Below are 17528 nucleotides of genomic sequence, written 5' to 3' on the forward strand. Positions count from 1 at the left end.
CCGAGGTCCGCGAAGGACGGCATCGGGCGGGTCGGGTTGATCAGCGTCTCGCGGATCGCGCCCGCCCTGCCGGTCCTACCCCGTGACGCCGCCCCCGCGCACCGGGGCGCGCAGGATCCGGACGCCGGCGGTCGCCGAGTCCGCCTTCACGCCCGTCGCGCGGCCCGTGCTGCGGGTGACGACGCGGCCCGGGCGGTTCAGCGCCCGCGCGCGGTAGGTGACCGACGCGCTCTGGCCGGGCTTCAGCGTCTTGATGGTCCAGCAGCGCTGGCCCTTCTCGAGCGTCGACTTCGGCTTGGCGGACACGTACTGCAGGCCCGCGGGGATCGCCTCGCAGATGCGGACGTTGCGCAGCGTCGTCCCGCCGGTGTTGCGCACCCGCACCTTGATCAGGGTCGACTGACCCGGACGCAGCGTCTTCTTGGACACCGACTTGGTGACCGCGAGGACGCCCGGCGCGGGCTTCGGCGCCGGGGCCGGCTTGGCCGGGGGCGCGGGCGGCGCCGGGGCGGGCGGCGCGACCACGACGTACGTCTTCGTGACCGTCCGCTCGACGCCGAGCGCGTCGATCACCTTCGCCGTGATCGTGTATGTGCCCGGGACCGTCGTCGGCAGCGCGCCGCCGTCCGCGAGCGGCACGACCGAGCCGTCCGGGAGCGTCACCGTCGCGGTGCAGGACCCCAGGCCGGCCGGCGCGTCGCACGTGAACGTGCCCGTCGTCGGGGTCCCCGCGTCGATCCGGCCGCCGTCGGCGGGACCGCCGATGGTGACGGTCGGGGGCGCGAAGACCTCGTAGGTGCGCGTGACCGTCTTCGTCGTCCCGAGCGCGTCGACCACCTGGGCGGTGATCGTGTAGACGCCGGGGATCGTCGTCGGCAGGTCGCTGCCGTCGGGCACCGACACCGTCGAGCCGTCGGGCAGCGTCACCGTGCCGGTGCAGTCCAGCGGCGCGGCGCCCTTGCGGCAATCGAAGTCGACCGGCGTCTTGCCGCCGACGGTCAGCTTCGTGCCGGGGTCGGGCCCGTTCAGGACGACCTCCGGCGGGGACGACGTCGTCGTGTCCGCCGTCGCGCTGTCGTTGCCGGCGGCCGGGTCGGGCTCGTTGCCCAGCACGGACGCCGTGTTGGTGACCTTCGTGTCGTAGGTCCCCGGCGCCTGGCCGGTGACGGTGACGACGAACGACGCGCCGGCGGCGAGCTCGCCCTCGGTGCACGTGACCGTGCCGCCGGTGACGGAGCAGCCCGGCGTCGTGGTCGCGACGGCGGTCACGCCCGCGGGCGCGTCGTCGGTGACGGTGTAGCCGGAGCTCGGCGTCGCCGAGCGGTTGGTGACCGTCAGCGTCCACGTGATCGTGCCGCCGGCGTCGACCGCCGCGGGCGTGGTCTTCTCGATGCCGAGGTCGACCGGGTCGCCCGTGCAGGACGTGCCGTCGTTGTTCGTCGTCGCCGGGCCGTTCGTGACGGAGATCAGCTTGAACGTCGGGGTCACGCCGTCGGGGTTCGTGATCCGGACGCGGTAGATCTTGCCGGTGGCGTTGTCGCTGAGGCCGAGGTCGCCGTTCACGAACGTCCACGCCGCGCCGGGGCCGACGCCGTCGGGCAGCGCGGTCTGGTCGAAGCGGGTGACCGTGCCGGTCGCGGGATCGGTCCGCACGAGCTTCGCGGCGCCCCCGTAGGTGGCGGCGCCCCAGAGCGACGTGCCGACGAACGAGAAGTCCGCCGTCGAGGCCTGGGTGAGCGGCTTCGACGTCGACGTCAGCGCGACGACGTCGGTGGCGTAGAGCGTCGTCGCGGCCGAGCTCGTCGTGTAGAACGTGCCGTCGGCGTCGAACGCGCCGGCGTTCGCGGCCGCCGCGCCCGCGGACCCCAGGTCGTGGACCGCGCCGGTGCCGTCGACCTGCACGAGGTCGCTGCCGCCGCCGTCGATCCCGTAGATCAGGCCGTCCTTCGGGTTGTAGCCGATGGCGTTGTACGTCGACGGACCGGCCGGCCCGACGGGCACGAACGTCGCCGACCCGCTGCCGTACTTCAGCGCGTTGAGCTGCGTGGGGGCGTTCTGCGCGACGAACGCGGTCGACACGGAGCACGCGACCGGCGGGACGACCGTCAGCGTCGTCTTCGCCGGCAGGTCCAGCCCGGTGACGCTGAAGTCCGAGGGCACGCTGTCGTGCGGGCCGGCGGCGTTCGCCTTGACGGTGATCGTGACGGTGCAGGAGGTCTGCCCGGCGTCGAGCGCGCCGCCGCTCATCGAGAGCGTGCCGCCCGCGACGACGGGCGTGCCGACGCTGCAGGTGGTCGTCGGGGTGCCGACGAACTCGAGCCCGTCGCCGAGCTCGTCGCTGAACGACCAGCCGGTCTTCGCGGCCTTCTCGCTCGTGTTGGTGATCGTGTAGGTCAGCGTCGACGTGCCGCCGGGCGAGACGGTCGAGACCGGCCCGATCTTCTGGTCCAGCTGGGGCGTGACGTCGAGGATCTTGATGTCGTCGAACGCCGCGTCGTTGCCGATGCCGCTGCCGTTGCCGTTGCGCATCACGATGCCGACGGACGACCCGTCGAACAGCACCGAGCCGTCGGAGGGGAACTCGCCGCTGCCCGAGCCGCCGACGGCCGGGCACGGGTTGATCGGCTGGGTGAACGTCGGGACCTCGACGCCCGGCGCCGCCGGATCGACGAGGTAGAACTTGTAGAGCGGCGCGCCGGGGCTCGGCGAGCCTCCCCCGCCGCCGGCCTTGCAGTTGATGGCGGCGGCGTTGACGGAGAAGGTCAGGAACCGCTTCGTGGTCGCCGCGAGCGGGATGTCCGTCGTGGTGCGGAACTCGACGCTGTCCACCCCCGGGTCGTTGGCCGTGTAGGCCGAGACGACGTGGTTGTCGTCGGGGACGGCCGAGCCGTTGAGCGCGCCGAGCGTGGCCGCGAGGGTCCGGATCTGCGGGTAGTTGGCGCAGGCGATGCCGCCGTTGCCGGTGAAGGTGTTCGACAGGATGATGCCGTTGCACGTGTTGCCGGCCGAAAGCCAGCCGCCCGCCGGCGTCGCGGCCGCCGTGTACTCCGCCCCGAGGGGCGGCGCGCCGACGTAGTTCTCCAGCGCGACGGCCGTCGTGCCCGTGCCGTTCTCGAAGTTCTCGGTGTAGACGGTCGCGGGGGCACCGGGAACGCCCGGGGATCCGGGCGCCGCGAGGGCCGGGGCGGCGCCGGCCAGGCCGGCGAGGGCGCCGCTCACGAGGGCGACGGCGAGGCCGACCCGCCGGCGCAGCCGGCGTGATCGCGGCACGGCGGCGGGCCTGGGCGTGACCGTGTCGGGCCGTGGCCGCGCGTCGCTTCGGGGGTCGTCAGAGCAGGGGGGACGAGTCACGGACGTGACGCTCCTGGGATCTCAATGAGGACGGCCGCGATCGGGGGACCCGTGACCATATGTCCATTCGACTTGTGGTCGAACGCGGGGAATGTACTCCGATCTGCGGCTTTTCACCAGTCCCCATGTGGCCAGTGGAGCGACCGGTAGCGGCCAGTACAGTGTTCGCCGACGTGCGTCGTCCGGCAACCCGCCGACGGGATCACCGCACCGACGCCACCCCCGCACCCGCGTCCGAAGCCGCCCCCTCCCGCTCGGCGGCCAGACGCGCCGCCTCGCTCGTCACCGACTCCGTCCCGTGACCGCCGACCTGGTCGTCGGCGCGCCAGAGGAGCACGTCGTTGCCCGGCAGATGGACGACCACGTCGATCACGCCGGACACCGGCGCTCCCTCGACGGTGGCGGCACACGTGGCGCGCTTCGGTCCCGTCGCCGTGCACGTCACGGAGCGGACGGCCTCGTCCGACGACCCCGTCTTCTGTTGCAGCCGAAGCCCGTACTCGGCGAGGACCCGCTGCTCGGCGAACCGGAGGTTCGGTGCACCTCCCCCGCACCCAGCGAGCGCGGCCGCGGCCAGCAGACCCGTGGTTCCGACCACGGGCGCGGTAGAGACTCCCGTGGTCCGCCGACCCATGTGAACACTGTACGCCTGCGCCGCACCCCATACTAGGACCACACCCGCGCATTCCCGCAACCGGATGCGTGTTCGATGCGCGTTTGCCGAAGCCGCCTTCGGGGAAGTGCAGACCCCGCCGGCAGCGCCCCTGCGAGCGCGGCCTCGGGCGCGGCAGCACCCCGGTCAGGCCAACAGGCTGGGCCGCGCGAATCCCGCCGCCCCCGGCACCAGCGGGCCCGCGTCCACCCCGAACCACTCCTCGAGCACCCCGCAGTAGACGCTGCGGAAGTCGATCGTGGACCGCAGGTTGTCCGTCGCGTCGAGCGTCGCCAGGCCGGGGAACTCGCCCAGCAGGCCCGGGCGGACCTGCTTGCCGACGACGAACCCGACGCCCGCGGCCCCGTGGTCGGTGCCCGTCTGGTTCTGCTGCGGCCGGCGGCCGAACTCGCTCCAGACGAGGACGAGGACGCGATCGGCGATCCCGCGGGCCTCGAGGTCCCGCTGGAAGGCGAGGATCCCGTCGCAGGTCTGCTTCAGCAGGCCGGGGAGGGCCGCGGCCTGGTTGTCGTGGGTGTCGTAGCCGCCGGGCGCGTCGACGGTGACGCAGCGCAGCGGCAGGTCGTCGTCGATCAGGCCCGCGAGCGCCGAGAGCCGCCGGCCGTAGTCGCCCGCCGGGTAGGAGGACGTCGCCGGCGTCGCGCCCGCCATCCCCGACAGCTGCCGCCGGACGCCTTCGGCCTGGGCCGCGGCGACGCGGACCGTACGCAGCTGGGGGTCGCTCGTCGGCAGGGCGCCGAGGTCGGCCAGCGCGTCGTAGAACGGCGGCAGCGCGTCGCCCCACATCCCCGGCGTCCAGAGCCCGAGGTCGAACGGGTCGGCGACCGCCGCGACGGGGACCTCCGCCGCCGCGAGCGCCGGCGACAGGCTGCCCGAGAGGCTGAGGCCCTGCAGCGGGTTGCCGTCGTCGCCGTGCTGGTCGAGGTAGCGGCCGAGCCAGCCGTAGGAGGAGCTGAACCCGACGTCTCCCGTCTCCCAGAAGTGGCGGGACGTGAAGTGCGACTGGTCCGCACCGGTGTAGCCGATCGCGGGAGCCGCGGCGACCTTGCCCTCGCCGTCGAGGGTCGCCAGGGCCGACGCCGCGGGTGCCCAGGTCAGGCCACGGTCCACGCTGTGGGCGGTGCCGCTCGTGACCTTCAGCGTCGGTCGGAGCGTCGCGTAGCGGGGGTCGCCGGTCGGCGCCAGGACGCTCATCCCGTCGATGCCGCCCGGCAGGTAGATCGAGACGAGGACCCGGCCCGCCGGGGTGGCGGCCGCGCGGGCGACGCCCTCCTCGAGCGCGTCGACGCCGAGCTTCGACGCGCCGTAGACGCTGACGGCCATCCCGGCGCCGCGCAGCAGCAGGCCGCGGCGGGTCAGGCCGGTGCCGGCGGGCGTCGGCATCCCGGGCTCGATCGCGGGCAGGCCGTCGCCGGCGCGCGCGGCGCCCATGCGGATCGCTTCGCTGCGGGTGAAGCCCGAGCAGGAGGTGGTCGTGCGGTCGCTCATCGGATCCGGGGGTCGGGGGTCTCGGCGGGCCGGGGGCTCACGAGGTCTGGGCGTCGGAGGAGCTGCCGACGAGCAGGCGCAGGCCGTTCTGGCGCAGCGCGAGCCCGGGACGCGGCCACGAGAGCGTCGTCGGCGTGAGCGCCGCCTCCTGCGCGTGGTGGATCAGCGTCTCGCGGTTGTCGGCCGTGATCGGCGGGTTCCCCCAGAACGCGAGCGCCCGGTCGACCGCGGCCTCCGGCGTCTCGGTCACGGACTGGACGACGTCGGCGGCCCACGGCACGAGCGCCAGCGGGTCGATCGCGACCGCCACCGCCGAGAACCGCCCGCGCCAGGTCGCGGAGTTCATCCACCGCGTGTCGTCCCAGCCCGAGACGTTCGGCGGCGAGAACAGCACCTGGCCGCAGAGGTCGAGGATCCACGACCAGTAGTCGACGTCGATCCCGCGGTTCAGCGCCCGGAGGAGCCCGGCGATGAAGACCGCCGGGGGCTTCACCATCGCCTGCCCGTGGTGCAGGTCGGGGTGCGAGAGGATCGCGCGCAGCACCGGCTTGATCTGCCGGTCGTTCGCCAGGTAGATCCGCTGCAGCTCGGCCTGGGTGGCGGCGTCCGGCGGCGTCGGGACGAACGCGGCCCAGAGCTTCGCGACGAAGAACGACGGGTGCTGCTCGTGCTCGACGAGCAGCCGGCAGGCGTCCTGCCAGTCGAACGCCCCGGTCTTGCCGAAGATCGTCTTGCTCGCGGTGTCGGCGTTGCCGGGGACGAAGGTCGACGAGAAGCTGGCGTCCGGGTTGTTCACGACGGTCAGGCCGGTGAAGGCGCGGGAGATCTCGCGGACGTCCTGCTCGGTGTAGGCGCCGCGGCCGGTCCCGAGCGTGAAGAGCTCCATGACCTCGCGGCCGTAGTTCTCGTTGACGTGGCCGCGCCGGTTGTCGTAGCCGTCGAGGTAGGCGAGCATCGCCGGGTCGCGGGTGATCGCCTTCAGCAGGTCGGGGAAGGAGCCGAGGGCGCCGTCCCGCATCGTCGCGTTCTGCGCCAGCATCGCGACGGCGGAGTTGACCTTGTTGCGCGAGGTCGCGAACCAGTCGTGCCAGACGAGCGTCATCCGCTCGACCAGCGGCTGGTCGGACCGAACCATGCGGTCCAGCCACCACAGCTGGTCGTCGCCCCACTGGTTCGCGGGATCCAGGGTCCGGCCGGTCTGGGTCCGGGGCGCGGGCCCGGAGAGCGTCGCGGGCCCCGGGCTCAGCAGCGACTCGACGGCGCCGTCCAGACCGAGCGCGAGCAGGCGGTCGATATCTCCGGGCCGGGGCCCGAAGCCGGCGCGCCAGAGCAGCCGCGTCGCCTGGGCGCGCCCGAACGTCACGGGGCCCCACGGCGTCGTCGGCGCCGTGGGGGTCGCGGGCGTCGGGACGTCCGGGCCGATCGGGACGACCGGCGGCGACACGGGCTGCGCGGGGCTCGGCGCGGCCGGGCCCGCGACGGGCTTCGACGGCACGACGATCGATGGGAGGGTCGGCGCCGGTCGTGCACCGATCGCCGGCTTGGCCGGCTTGGCGGGGGTCGTCGACGCCGGCGTCTTCTTCGCCGTCGGCGTCTTGCAGGCCGCGAGCGAGGTGCCGCGCCTGCGCGCCTTCTTCCGGCAGGCGGCGAGGCGCTTGCGCTCCTTCTCCCGTGCGCGCGCCAGGCGGCGACGCCGGGCGCGCTCCGCGCGGAGTCGTGACGCGGTGGTGGCCATGCCCGCATCGTTCGGCTCCCCCGCCGGATCCGACAGCCGAGCGGACGAACGGCCGGCGGGCGGGCAGACGGAAGGTTGATACCGCCGGCGGCGACCGCGGCGCGCCGGCGGCCGAACACCCGTCGAATGTCGCCGATCCGGACGGTCATGGCGTACCGTGGCCCGGTGTTGCGTCCACGCGCCCTCGCGCTCCTCACCGTCGCGCTGCTGGCCCTGGCCGGTCTGGCGGCGGGTCCGGCGGCCGCGTCAGCCCCGACCGCCCCCCTGACCGCGGTCCAGAACGCCGACGGGACCCAGTCGCTGCACTGGTCCCTCGAGGGCACCAGCGACTCGATCAACGTCCTCCCCCACCTGCGCTGCGCGGCCGACCCGCTCGCCGGCGGCGTCTTCGCCGGCTCGTCGGTGCCCTGCATCTGGCTCGTGGACCACAAGGCCCCGCTGACGGCGGGCCCGGAGGGCTGCCCGCCGACCGGCAACGACGACGCGTCGTGGCGCTGCGACATGCGCCTCTTCCGCGACCTCACGATCGACGCGGCGCGCGCCGGCGAGTCCTCGCTGATCATGTTCAACACCAAGCCCGACGGCGGCAGCGGGCTGTGCGCGTGGATCCCGCTGGCCGTCCGCCTGGGCCCGGGCAAGGGCGCCGTCCAGGCCGCCGACGGCTGCCGCGAGCGGATCGTCTGCGCCGCCGGCTACGCCGGGAAGATCAGCGCCGACACCCTCGACGTGGTGAGCGGCTGCAAGAGCGTCTCCCGCACCGACACGGCCGCCCCGGTCGGCACCGGCAGCACCACGGAGGGCTCGGGGTCCTCCGGGAGCTCCAAGGTCGACCTCACGACGTGCCCGGGCGCCGGCAGCGGCAAGAAGGGCAACAGCCCGCTCTACAGCGTCCAGGTCAAGCCCCGTGGCAAGCGCGGCAGCCGGGTCCTCGTGACGATGCGCCGCGCGGCGCCGATCACCGTCGAGGTCCGCGTCAAGCGCCGCTCGGGCACCAAGGTCGTCCGCTGGACCCCGCGCTGCGCGAAGGCCGGCCGGAACGTCGTCGTCTTCACCGACGCCACCAACGGCCAGCACGCCCGCCGCAACTACCAAGTCGTCGTCCGCTCGCCGAACAGCACCTACCCGCTGCGCTCCAGCTACGAGACACTGCCGCGGCGGTAGCCCCTCGGGGCGACCGGCCGCAGCGTCCCGCTCACGACGCTAGGTCCGGGCACCCCCGCCCGACGGGGGTCGCGCCTACGAGGTCGCCGCTCAGCCCCACCAGCCCACGAGACGGAGACCGGCCGGCGGCGTCCGGGTGGCCGCCAGGACGCTCGTGATCTGGGTGATCGTCGTCGACTCGCTGCAGGCCTCGAGCTCTCGGAGGATCTCCGAAGGCGTGCCACTGGCCACGCGAACGATCTCGTCGTCGCACACCGTGAGGGTGATGTGGAAGCCCTCGAACCGCACCAGCGAGGCGACCATCGAGCGCGCGCTCTGCAGATCCGGTGACGTGATCCGGGTCGAGTGCGGGTCGAGGCCGCTCGACGTCAGCACTGGTGACTCGGATCGTCGACCTCGAGGACCATGCCCGTGAGCAGGGCCTGCACGGAGCACGCCTCGACCGTCGAGCTCGCGGACCGCGCGTAGAAGCGGATCATCGCCCGCGTCGTGAGGAGTCCCGCGGTGGCGTGGATCTCGTCGGCGATGCGCAGGACCTCGCGGTGGTCGTGCGTCAGGTCGGCCGCCAGTTGCAGGGCGGCGGACCAGCCGTCGAACCCGACCCTGCAGCCTCGTCGTCGAGCGAGCAGCCCTTCGGTGATGCGCCGGCCGATGTGCGTCATCGCCGTGACGTCGCGGTCGGGATGTGACGTCTGACTCGTCTGCGGCACGGCGGCAACCTACATCCGGGCGAGACGGTGCAGACCGGGTCTTCCCCCGATCGGATACCACGGTCCATCCGCAGGGAGGGGTCCTCAGGTCCTATCCGTTCCGGGAGAGACCCTTCCTGGCGTTGTCGGCTTGATCCGAGAGCATTTCCCGGCCTGGTTGACGAGCACCGCGACGTCGTTGTTGTTCTATGAGGCTGGGCCGCCGGACGTACAATTACCGCCGTGTTGTACATTCCGGCTCCTTCACGTACGTTTACGGGGTGTCGTCTGCCTCGTCGATCAGCGTTTCTGAAGCCCGCCGCCAACTGTCGTCGATCATCGATCGCGTCGGCGTCGAGCACGCGCCGGTCTATCTCGCGCGTCGTGGTCGGCGCGTCGCAGCACTGATCGACGCCGACGACCTCGACCACCTCCTGGCGCTCGCCGAGGACATGGCCGACATCCGGGCTGCCGAACAGGCACGCGAAGAGATGCGAGCGACCGGTGAGACGCCGATTCCGTGGGAGCAGGTCAAGGCTGACCTCGGCCTCACGTGACCTACCGCATCACGCTCGCTCCAGCCGCCGCCCCCCAGCTCCGCAAGCACGACCCGCAGATCCGCCGACGGATCCAGGGCGCGCTCGAGCTGCTCGCCGACGACCCACGCCCGCCGGCCGCGACCCGACTTGTCGGCGGCGCCGGCGAGTGGCGGGTCCGCACCGGCGACTACCGCATCGTCTACGAGATCCACGACGACGAACTGCTCGTCCTCGTCCTCCAGCTCGAACACCGCCGCGACGTCTACCAACGACGCCGCTGACCGACGAACCCTCCCGAGGCAGACCGGCAAAGCCACCTCACCGCTCGTCGGGACCGTCGTACGCGAGGTAGATCCCGATGGCCTCCGTGCGATTGCGCGCGCGCAGGCACCGGAGGATGTTCTTGACGTGCGACTTGATGGTGCCCTCGGTCAGCCCGAGCTCGCGGGCGATCGAGGCGTTCGAACCGCCCTGGACGACGAGGTCCATGATCTGGCGCTGCCGGAGCGTCAGGGCCCCGACGTCGCTGCATCCCGTCGACGCCGGGGGCTCGTCCGGCTCGTGGCCGGCGCGCGAGAACTCCAGCGGCTGATCGGCCGGGACCGCTGCCGCCGCGGCGCTGTCGACGGCGAACCGCCGGAGGTGCTCGCGCTGCAGGCGCAGCCGTTCGTTCGCGGTGATGAGCGCGACCGTGTGACCGACACCGACGGCGAACGCCGACAACGCGGGGGCGTCGCCACCGCCACCACGGAGCCGGCGATCGGCGGTGAGCAGCCCGAGGGCCTGCCCGTCCAGGACGATCGTGGCGCTCGAGGTGCCGGGCCGATCGACGTCCGGGCGCTCGGGTGCCGTTCCGGGTCGGTACCCGTGGCTGACCCAGTGCTCCCACTGACCGGCGCGCCCGCGAAACAGCGCCGCTCGCGAGAAGCCGAGGCTCTCGACGGCCAGGACGCAGACCGTCTCGAGCAGCTCCGACGCGCTGCTCACGCGGTAGAGCCGGCGCAGCGTCTGGATGGTCTGCGCGACGCGCCGCTGCCCGAGGTGACGCTCGAGATCCGCGAGATCGTCGACGAGGCGATGCAGGCGCCCCGACAGTCCGATCAGCGCTCCGGCCTGCGGTGTTCCGGCCGGGGCGTCGTCGACCGCCCGCAGCGCGCGCTCGATCAAGAGACGCGCGGCGCGCGACGCGCTCTCCGCCGACGTCGGCCGGTCGATGCTCCACGCGCGGTCCCGCGCTCCGAGGGCGGAGATCCGGGTCTCGAGATCCATGATCTCGGCGACCATCTCGGAGAGCCGGCGCGTTCCCTGATCGACCGTCGGGTCGAGGACGGTCACGTGCCGCGCCCCCGGCGATCGAGCACGTACCGGGACACCGACTCGGCGCGGTTGGACGTGTTGAGCCTGCGCATGATGCTCTTGGAGTGCGACTTGATCGTCGCTTCGGAGAGGACCAGGAGGCGGGCGACCTCGCGAATGGATCGCCCCGACGCGAAGAGCCCGAGCACCTCGAGCTCGCGCTGGGTCAGCCGCTCGACGCCGTGACGCGCGTCCCGCGCCTCGACGCCGGCACGCGAGTCGTCGGAGCCGGCCGGGGCGTTGGCGAGGCGCGCGAGCGTCGAGTCCAGTTGCGCCGACGCGACCCGGAAGGACTCGAGGTGCGTCTCGGCGCGGCGGGCCAGGACCGCGCGCTCGAAGCGGACGCCGAGCCCGTCGGCGAACGCCTGCGTGTTGCGCAGGTCCGAGACGGTCAACGGGCGCCCGGACGCGAACGTGTCGCCGTGGAGCAGGCCGACGACACCGGCGCCGGTCACGATCGGCGCGACCACGTAGCCGACGCAGCCCGAGACCGAGATCAGCGGCCGGAAGGTCCGGGCGTCGGCCTGCGGATCCGCGACCAGTGCCGGGGCTCGGCGGCGCACGAGGTCCGCTTCGACCTCGGCCTCCTGCATCGGGATCCGCAGGTCCCGGATGAACGCGGCCAGCGCGAGGTTCGTCGGGTGCGCGACGTCGGCGACGTACAGCCGCTCGGGGAGCCACGACGAGCCCTGGACGCGCGAGACCATCGCCCGGTCCAGGCCGCAGGCGCGACACAGACCCGCGGGTGCGTCGTCGATCAACGCGTGCGGCGAGCCGTCCTGCGGCACGCGGTCCAGCGTCTCGGCGATCGTCTCCAGCGTCCGGAACCCCAGGTCACGCTCGAAGTCGACCAGGCGGCCCAGGAGCTCCGAGGTCCGCGCCAGCCAGGGTGCCGGGTCGTCGACCGCCGGGCGTTCGGGCGTCGCGTCGCAGAGCTCGTCGACCAGCCGCAACAGCTCCCGCCGCACGGCGACGGCCTCGCCGTCGCCGGCCCCGAGCGACCCGCGATCGAGCAGCGATTGCGCCCGACGCTCCACCGTGGTGAACTCCGAGGTCCACGTCGTGCGCTCGACCGGTTCGGGGTCACGCATCCGGGCCGCCGTCCATCCCTGGACCCTATGGCGGGGGTCTCGGGCGTTCCGTGAGCGGCGTTACCCTCGATACCGCCCGGGTGGAGGGTCTCGGCCATCCGATTGGGTGGGACGACCGCCGAGGGTGCCCCAGGTCACAGTCGGAGCAAGGACACGGATGGGACCGTCAGCCGCGAGAACCTGCGCGAGGTCGGCGCGGCCGCCGTGGCGGTCACGTTCCTGATGCTCTCGGTGATCCTCGCCTTCGAGGACTTCGGGTCACCGCTGGTCCGGCGCAAGATCGTCACCGAGGAGCACCGACGCACGGCGCAGACGGTGTCGGTCGAGCTACGAGACACTGCCGCGGCCGGTAGCCCCGCGGGGCGACCGGCCGCGGCGTCCCGCTCACCGCGCTAGAGCTTGAGCTTCACCGAGCGCTTGCGCGTGACGGCCTTGCCGGTCTTCGGCTTGAACGTCGCCGACAGGCTGGCCGTGTAGGTCTTCTTGCCGCGGCGCTTGAGCGACCGCAGGTACGAGCGCCCCGCCTTGGTGCTCTTGAGCGACACCTTGACGGACTTCAGCGTCGTCCCGGTCACCGTCTTGCTGCCGTAGAAGAGGCGCGACTTGGATCCCTTGCGCGTGATCGTCACCGTGTACTTGCCCGGCGTCGTCTTCTTGATCGTGGCGCTGATCTTCGTGCGCCGCGAGACGCCCTTGACCTTGCCGATGGCGACGCCGAACTTCTTGGCCGCGTCGCTTGCCGTCTTGGTCGCCGAGGGCAGGGTCGGCGGCAGCGTCGGGGTGGTGGGCGTCGTCGGCGTCGTTGGGGTGGTCGGCGTCGTCGGCGTCGTCGGCGTGGTGGTGGGGGTGGTCGTCGGCGTGTACGGGTTGTAGGGGTCGTACGGGTCCGCGGCGCTGGCGATGGCGGCCGCCGAGCCGCCGGCGACCACGGCGGCGATGGTCGCGGACAGGGCGATCTGTTTGTTCATGGGGGCTCCTAACCCGGGCGTCGGGTCGCCCGGGGACGATGGGGAGCACGAATCGTAGGGAGGTCTCGGGTCGATTCCAAACCCGTTCGACACTCGGCCAGGCCTAGCTCGTCGTTTTCGTTTGGGCGACGGGGTCTGCCGACAAGTAGGTCGCCCGCCGGTCGCCGTTGGAACAGATTCGGGGCCGCGAGGTCCGCCGTGGGGCGGACCTCCTCCGGAGCCTCGGTCGTCAGGCGGCGGTTAGCGCGTCGAGCTCGCTCTGTGCCTCCTCAAGTTTGGCCTGATCGGCGTCGCGCTTGTCGACCTGCTTCTGCACGCGCGCCTCGGCCTTGGTGACCCGGCCCTGGGCCTTGGTGACCCGGCCCTCGGCCTTCGTGACCCGTGTCTGGGCGCGGACGACGTTCTTCTCGGCGCGGGCGACGGCTTTCTGATCGTTCGAGATCGTTCGGTCCGGGCGACCCTTCGCCTTATCCGCCTCGAGCTTTGCGCTAGCGCGCCCGACGCGCTGCTGCGCAGTGGCGACCGCACGCTGAGCGGTGCCGACGGCGCGCTCCGCCGTGCCGACGCCCCGCTTCGCGCTCTCGACAAAGCGATTCGCGCTGTCGATCAGCCGCTGGTCCGACGCGACCTTCCGCTCGAGCTGCGCGACTTTGCGCTGGGCATTCGCGATTTTCCGATCGTCGGCCGTTTGCGCGCCGACGACCGCTGGACCCGTGAGAGACAGGAGCGCGACGATGGCGGTGAGCACCGCGATGAGGAACGGCGTGGTCCGCCGGTGGGCAGCGATCATGGTTGGGCCTCGGTATGGGAAGTGGCGATCGGCGGGGGGACTCAATCAACGTACGAGGCCTTTGCCGCCATGGCTATCCGCCAAGTGGCGGACCGCTGAGCCGTCTGCGACGTTGGTGTCGCGCAGGTCAGCTGATCGGTGGATTGCGAGATCGGCGGCAGGGATGCGCTGCCCTGCCGCCTACGGGCCCCGGCCGTGCCGAGGCCAGCATGGGTACGTGCAAGTACGAAGTCGCGTTCGAACTCGGCCCGGGCTCCGAACTGTGAAAGAAGAGCCGACCGCTGATGCGGGCGGTGTCGATCTGCTTAGTAAGCGATCGCACCGCGACTTCGCGTTCGGAGATCAGACCGGCGATCTCGACGAGATGGGGGAGGACCGGCCGAGCCTCCAGATCGAAAGCGTGACTCCCGCGCGTGCGGGTCCTGAAACTCGCGGGAGCTGAATGTTTCGGAGACGGCTTAGCATTTCAGAAACCGACGACACCGTCTCCAGCGGACCATCGTTTTTCACCACTGGCTCCGGCCTGTGCGAGCACGTGAGGTGCGCCCTTCCTGTCACAGATGTCGCGTCTCACTCGGTGGGTGCACGTCATCTTGAGAGCGGCCCGCCAGGGCCATCTCACGAAGCGAGAGCAGGGTGATGGACGATGGAGCGGTTCGCGGCGGTCGCCGAGGTCGCTGTCGCTGATCGATCGTGAAGAGGTTTAGAGAAAACGCGCAGCATCGCATGGTCGTCGAGGAGTTGCTCGCTTTGCGATGGTCGCCGCAGCTGATCTCGGGCGGTACGAGGCACGGGCGCTGGCGATGGGCTGCCGTAACCCAGCACCGTCCGAACGCGGGGGGAGCCGTTGGCGGGTGACTCTGCACTCGGGTCCCAGGAGCAGACCGCCGAGGCCCCGCGCCGCGTCATCGCCGGTTGCCGAGAACGAGCGACGCCCCCGCGGTGGCGGGGGCGTCGGTCCTGCGGTCGCGCGTGTTGCGGCTGCTACAGGCGGACGATGATCGACCGCTTGCGCGTCACGGTCTTGCCCGTCGGGGGCTTGAGCGTGACGACCTGCGTGACCCGGATCGTCTTCTTGCTGGGATGCGCGCGCTTGTACGAGCGCAGGTACGCGCGGCCGGACTTGGTCGTCTTGAGGACCAGCTTCACCGGCTGGACGGTGGTGCCACCCAGCGTCGTGCTGGCCGACGCGATCCGACGCTTGGTGCCCTGCCGGTAGATCGTCACCGTGTACTTGCCGGGGATCGCGCCCTTGACGCTGACCGTGACCCGTGTGCGATTGGTGAACCGGGTCTTGCTCAGCTTGCTGAGGAACTGGCTGACCGTCGAGTTCGTCACCTCGATCGGCTTCGGCAGGACCGGAGGGAGGGTCGGGGTGGTGGTCGTCGTGGTCGTCGGCGTCGTCGGCGTCGTCGGCGTCGTCGGCGTCGTGGACGTCGTCGTCGTGTACGGGTTGTAGGGGTCGTACGGATCGGCCGCGCTCGCGATGGCGGCGGCCGAACTGCCGCCGACGATCGCGGCGAGGGTGGCGGACACGGCAAGTTTTTTGTTCATGCAGGGGCTCCGAGGTGACGTCGCCGCACCAGAGGGGGCGTGACGACTGGTAGTGAGTCGAGCGGTTGTACGCCGTTACCCAGCGTTTCCTGACAGATCCGCTGGATCTGCCCTACTTGACGGTCCACACATAGCTCGTGGCCTTGCCCGAGATGGCCCGAACCGCCGTGACCTCGCTTCGTGGAACCTTGACGCTAGCGACGCCGTTGACGGGCAGCTTGCCCTTGTTCACCGTCGCCCACTTCCCGCCGCGGCGGACCTGGACGGCGGTCGTCCCCGCTGAGGGCGTACGGAGCCAGACGTTCATCCGCTTCGCGTTGGAACCGGTGACCAATAGCGGGAACCGAAAGGCGCGGGCGTCGCTCTTGCGCCGACCGTCGCGGTAGAAGATCCCGGACTGGTAGGTGGACGCGAAGCTCGGCGTCGGCGCGTCGTCGCGCATCAGGTACCAGATGACCTTCTCGGCCCCGGCCCGCCAGGTGCGCCACATGACCTCGCTGATATAGCGGGCCCGCGTCGCGAGCGGAATGCCCTTCGGGTCCGGCGGTGAGGAGTCGTACGAAACCTCGGTCACCCAGGTGCGCGGGAGCTTCGGCCCGACGGTCCGAGCGGCACGGGCGGCTTTCAGGACCGTCGTGATCCGGCTCAGGTCCGGAACCGTCGCGTCGTCGGCGTCGTACGCCGAGCGACTGGGCCGGTCGACCGCGTAGGGATGCAACGAGAACGTGTCGGCGCGAGTGACGTCGGAGCACGTTTTCTTGAGCGCCCTGTCGAGGCAGAGCGCGGAGCGCAGGAACGCCACCGGGCGAGTGCGAGGGGCGTTGGCCGATACCGGATCCCCGAAGGGCGCCAGCCCAGCCGCCACGACGTTCGCGCCCGGCTGCACGGCCTTCACCGCCGCGTAGCCCGCGTTCAGCAACTCCCGCCAACGGATCGGCGCGAACGGCTTGCCGTTCTCGTACTGCGGCCCGAGGTAGAGGTTGAGGTTCGGCTCGTTCCAGATCTGGAAGTTCTCGACCTTGGGCAGGGTCCGTCCCGCGACGAGGGGGTCGGCCACGGTCCCCGAGTACCGGCGCGCGACCGCGGTCATGAACTCGTTGTAGGCGTACGGATCGGGCTTCCAGGCCCCGGTGGTGGCGGAGAACGACTTCGGTCGTCCGCCCTCCTGGGCCCACGCCGGCGCCCGCCCGACGTTCAGCAGCACGGACATGCCGGCGGCCGTCGCACTGCGGACCTGGGCGTCGACGAGCGCGAAGTCGTAGCCGACCCATGTGGGGTCCGTTCCGGCGCCCGGCCCCGGCCGGACGCGCGCCGCGTCGTCCCAGCGGAGGTTGATACGCATCACCGACGCGCCGACGCTCTTCGCGCGGCCGAGCCACGCATTGCGGTCCGCGTCGGGGAGCTTCAGCACCGCGTTGTCCATGAACCCGGTCTGCAGCGTCGTGCTCGCCGCCCGGGCCTCGGCCGCGCCCCCGGCGACGAGGAGCAGCGCGAGGACCGACAGCAGCCGCCGGGCGAGTCGCCCGCCGCGGTCGACGCCGATCATGCGGACGGGCGGCGGCGGACGACGAGCCCGATCCCCACGACCACCACGGCGGCGATCAGCATCGCCCAGACGGGCAGCGGACCGACCGTGCTCGACGCGGCGGCGTCCGTCGTGGAGGTCTTCTTCTCCGACGGTGCATCCGTCTTCGACTCGGGCCCTGCCGCCGGGGAGCCGGCGCTCGCGACTCCCGGGTCCCCGGAACTCGAGGATCCGCCGGACCCCGATCCCTCCGACCCCTTTCCGCCGGACGAGGCGCCCCCGCTCGAGGGCGAGGCGCCGGACGCCGCCCCGCCGGACGGCTTCGCGCTCGGGATGCCGCCGTTCTTCTCCAGCACCGCCGCGAGCGCCGCGCCGTCGCGGCCTTCCGCGTCGAGGGCGCGCTTGCGCGACCCGCTGAGCTTCTTGCTCCCCGGCGAGGCCGGCGGCGCGGACTCGCGGTACTGGTCGACCGCGGAGTTGCCGGGCGGCGCGACGTCCTGCGCCGACGCGAACGCCGGGAGGAAGAGCGACGCCAGCACGGCGATCATGACGAGGCGGGGAACCTTCACGCGACTCCATACGCCGGACCCGCCATGATCCTGACGCGC

Annotated in this window: 17 protein-coding genes; 4 read left to right on the top strand and 13 right to left on the bottom strand. The window is 72.1% G+C overall.

Annotated elements, in window-relative coordinates; translation table 11 throughout:
* Positions 1-75: 75 nt before the first annotated feature.
* From AB0L40_RS11730 to AB0L40_RS11745, 4 genes are all read right to left on the bottom strand, one after another.
* The gene (locus tag AB0L40_RS11730; protein ID WP_364353927.1) at positions 76-3270 is read right to left on the bottom strand and encodes a hypothetical protein; all 3195 of its coding nucleotides are present in this window, start codon (positions 3268-3270) and stop codon (positions 76-78) included.
* Between the two features lie 283 nt (positions 3271-3553).
* Positions 3554-3949 (bottom strand): hypothetical protein, encoded by a 396-nt coding sequence (locus tag AB0L40_RS11735; protein ID WP_364353930.1) that lies wholly within the window; start codon positions 3947-3949, stop codon positions 3554-3556.
* Between the two features lie 201 nt (positions 3950-4150).
* Positions 4151-5512 carry a DUF1501 domain-containing protein gene (locus AB0L40_RS11740; RefSeq protein WP_364353933.1) on the bottom strand — a complete coding sequence of 454 codons (1362 nt, stop codon included), beginning with the start codon at positions 5510-5512 and terminating at the stop codon, positions 4151-4153.
* 37 nt (positions 5513-5549) lie between these two features.
* A complete protein-coding gene (locus AB0L40_RS11745) occupies positions 5550-7247 on the bottom strand; it encodes a DUF1800 family protein (RefSeq protein ID WP_364353936.1) in 1698 nt (565 codons plus the stop codon).
* A 165-nt stretch (positions 7248-7412) separates the two neighbouring features.
* Between AB0L40_RS11745 and AB0L40_RS11750 the strand changes: the two genes are divergently transcribed.
* A complete protein-coding gene (locus AB0L40_RS11750) occupies positions 7413-8408 on the top strand; it encodes a hypothetical protein (protein WP_364353939.1) in 996 nt (331 codons plus the stop codon).
* A 90-nt stretch (positions 8409-8498) separates the two neighbouring features.
* Here AB0L40_RS11750 and AB0L40_RS11755 read toward each other — a convergent pair whose 3' ends face one another.
* Entirely contained in the window at positions 8499-8783 is a 285-nt protein-coding gene (locus AB0L40_RS11755; protein ID WP_364353941.1) for a hypothetical protein, read from the bottom strand.
* A complete protein-coding gene (locus tag AB0L40_RS11760; protein WP_364353943.1) occupies positions 8777-9118 on the bottom strand; it encodes a hypothetical protein in 342 nt (113 codons plus the stop codon). The genes AB0L40_RS11755 and AB0L40_RS11760 overlap by 7 nt, the downstream gene beginning before the upstream one ends.
* A gap of 260 nt (positions 9119-9378) precedes the next feature.
* Between AB0L40_RS11760 and AB0L40_RS11765 the strand changes: the two genes are divergently transcribed.
* Positions 9379-9654, top strand: a complete 276-nt coding sequence (locus AB0L40_RS11765; RefSeq protein WP_364353946.1) for a type II toxin-antitoxin system Phd/YefM family antitoxin — start codon at positions 9379-9381, stop codon at positions 9652-9654.
* On the top strand, positions 9651-9917 hold the full coding sequence (locus AB0L40_RS11770) for a type II toxin-antitoxin system RelE/ParE family toxin (RefSeq protein WP_364353949.1): 267 nt from the start codon (positions 9651-9653) through the stop codon (positions 9915-9917). The genes AB0L40_RS11765 and AB0L40_RS11770 overlap by 4 nt, the downstream gene beginning before the upstream one ends.
* 37 nt (positions 9918-9954) lie before the next feature.
* On the opposite strand, the gene AB0L40_RS11775 is transcribed toward AB0L40_RS11770, so the two are convergent.
* Positions 9955-10971, bottom strand: a complete 1017-nt coding sequence (locus AB0L40_RS11775; RefSeq protein WP_364353952.1) for a helix-turn-helix transcriptional regulator — start codon at positions 10969-10971, stop codon at positions 9955-9957.
* A complete protein-coding gene (locus tag AB0L40_RS11780; protein ID WP_364353955.1) occupies positions 10968-12083 on the bottom strand; it encodes a LuxR C-terminal-related transcriptional regulator in 1116 nt (371 codons plus the stop codon). The genes AB0L40_RS11775 and AB0L40_RS11780 overlap by 4 nt, the downstream gene beginning before the upstream one ends.
* A gap of 204 nt (positions 12084-12287) precedes the next feature.
* Here AB0L40_RS11780 and AB0L40_RS11785 point away from each other — a divergent pair, with 204 nt between their 5' ends.
* A complete protein-coding gene (locus AB0L40_RS11785) occupies positions 12288-12479 on the top strand; it encodes a hypothetical protein (protein ID WP_364353958.1) in 192 nt (63 codons plus the stop codon).
* Here the strand turns inward: AB0L40_RS11785 and AB0L40_RS11790 are convergent.
* The 5 genes from AB0L40_RS11790 to AB0L40_RS11810 form a co-directional block, all read right to left on the bottom strand.
* The gene (locus tag AB0L40_RS11790; protein ID WP_364353961.1) at positions 12476-13051 is read right to left on the bottom strand and encodes a hypothetical protein; all 576 of its coding nucleotides are present in this window, start codon (positions 13049-13051) and stop codon (positions 12476-12478) included. The two genes, AB0L40_RS11785 and AB0L40_RS11790, sit on opposite strands and share 4 nt — an antisense overlap.
* A 229-nt stretch (positions 13052-13280) precedes the next feature.
* Positions 13281-13841, bottom strand: coding sequence for a hypothetical protein (locus tag AB0L40_RS11795; protein WP_364353964.1), 561 nt, complete (start codon positions 13839-13841; stop codon positions 13281-13283).
* A 984-nt stretch (positions 13842-14825) separates the two neighbouring features.
* A complete protein-coding gene (locus tag AB0L40_RS11800) occupies positions 14826-15377 on the bottom strand; it encodes a hypothetical protein (RefSeq protein ID WP_364353967.1) in 552 nt (183 codons plus the stop codon).
* A gap of 130 nt (positions 15378-15507) precedes the next feature.
* Positions 15508-16941, bottom strand: coding sequence for a hypothetical protein (locus tag AB0L40_RS11805; protein WP_364353970.1), 1434 nt, complete (start codon positions 16939-16941; stop codon positions 15508-15510).
* Positions 16938-17489: a hypothetical protein gene (locus tag AB0L40_RS11810; protein ID WP_364353973.1), complete on the bottom strand. Its 552-nt coding sequence runs from the start codon at positions 17487-17489 to the stop codon at positions 16938-16940. Before AB0L40_RS11810 ends, AB0L40_RS11805 begins: the two co-directional genes overlap by 4 nt.
* Between the last annotated feature and the right edge of the window lie 39 nt (positions 17490-17528).

The sequence above is a fragment of the Patulibacter sp. NPDC049589 genome (assembly GCF_040675535.1).
Classification (GTDB): domain Bacteria; phylum Actinomycetota; class Thermoleophilia; order Solirubrobacterales; family Solirubrobacteraceae; genus Patulibacter.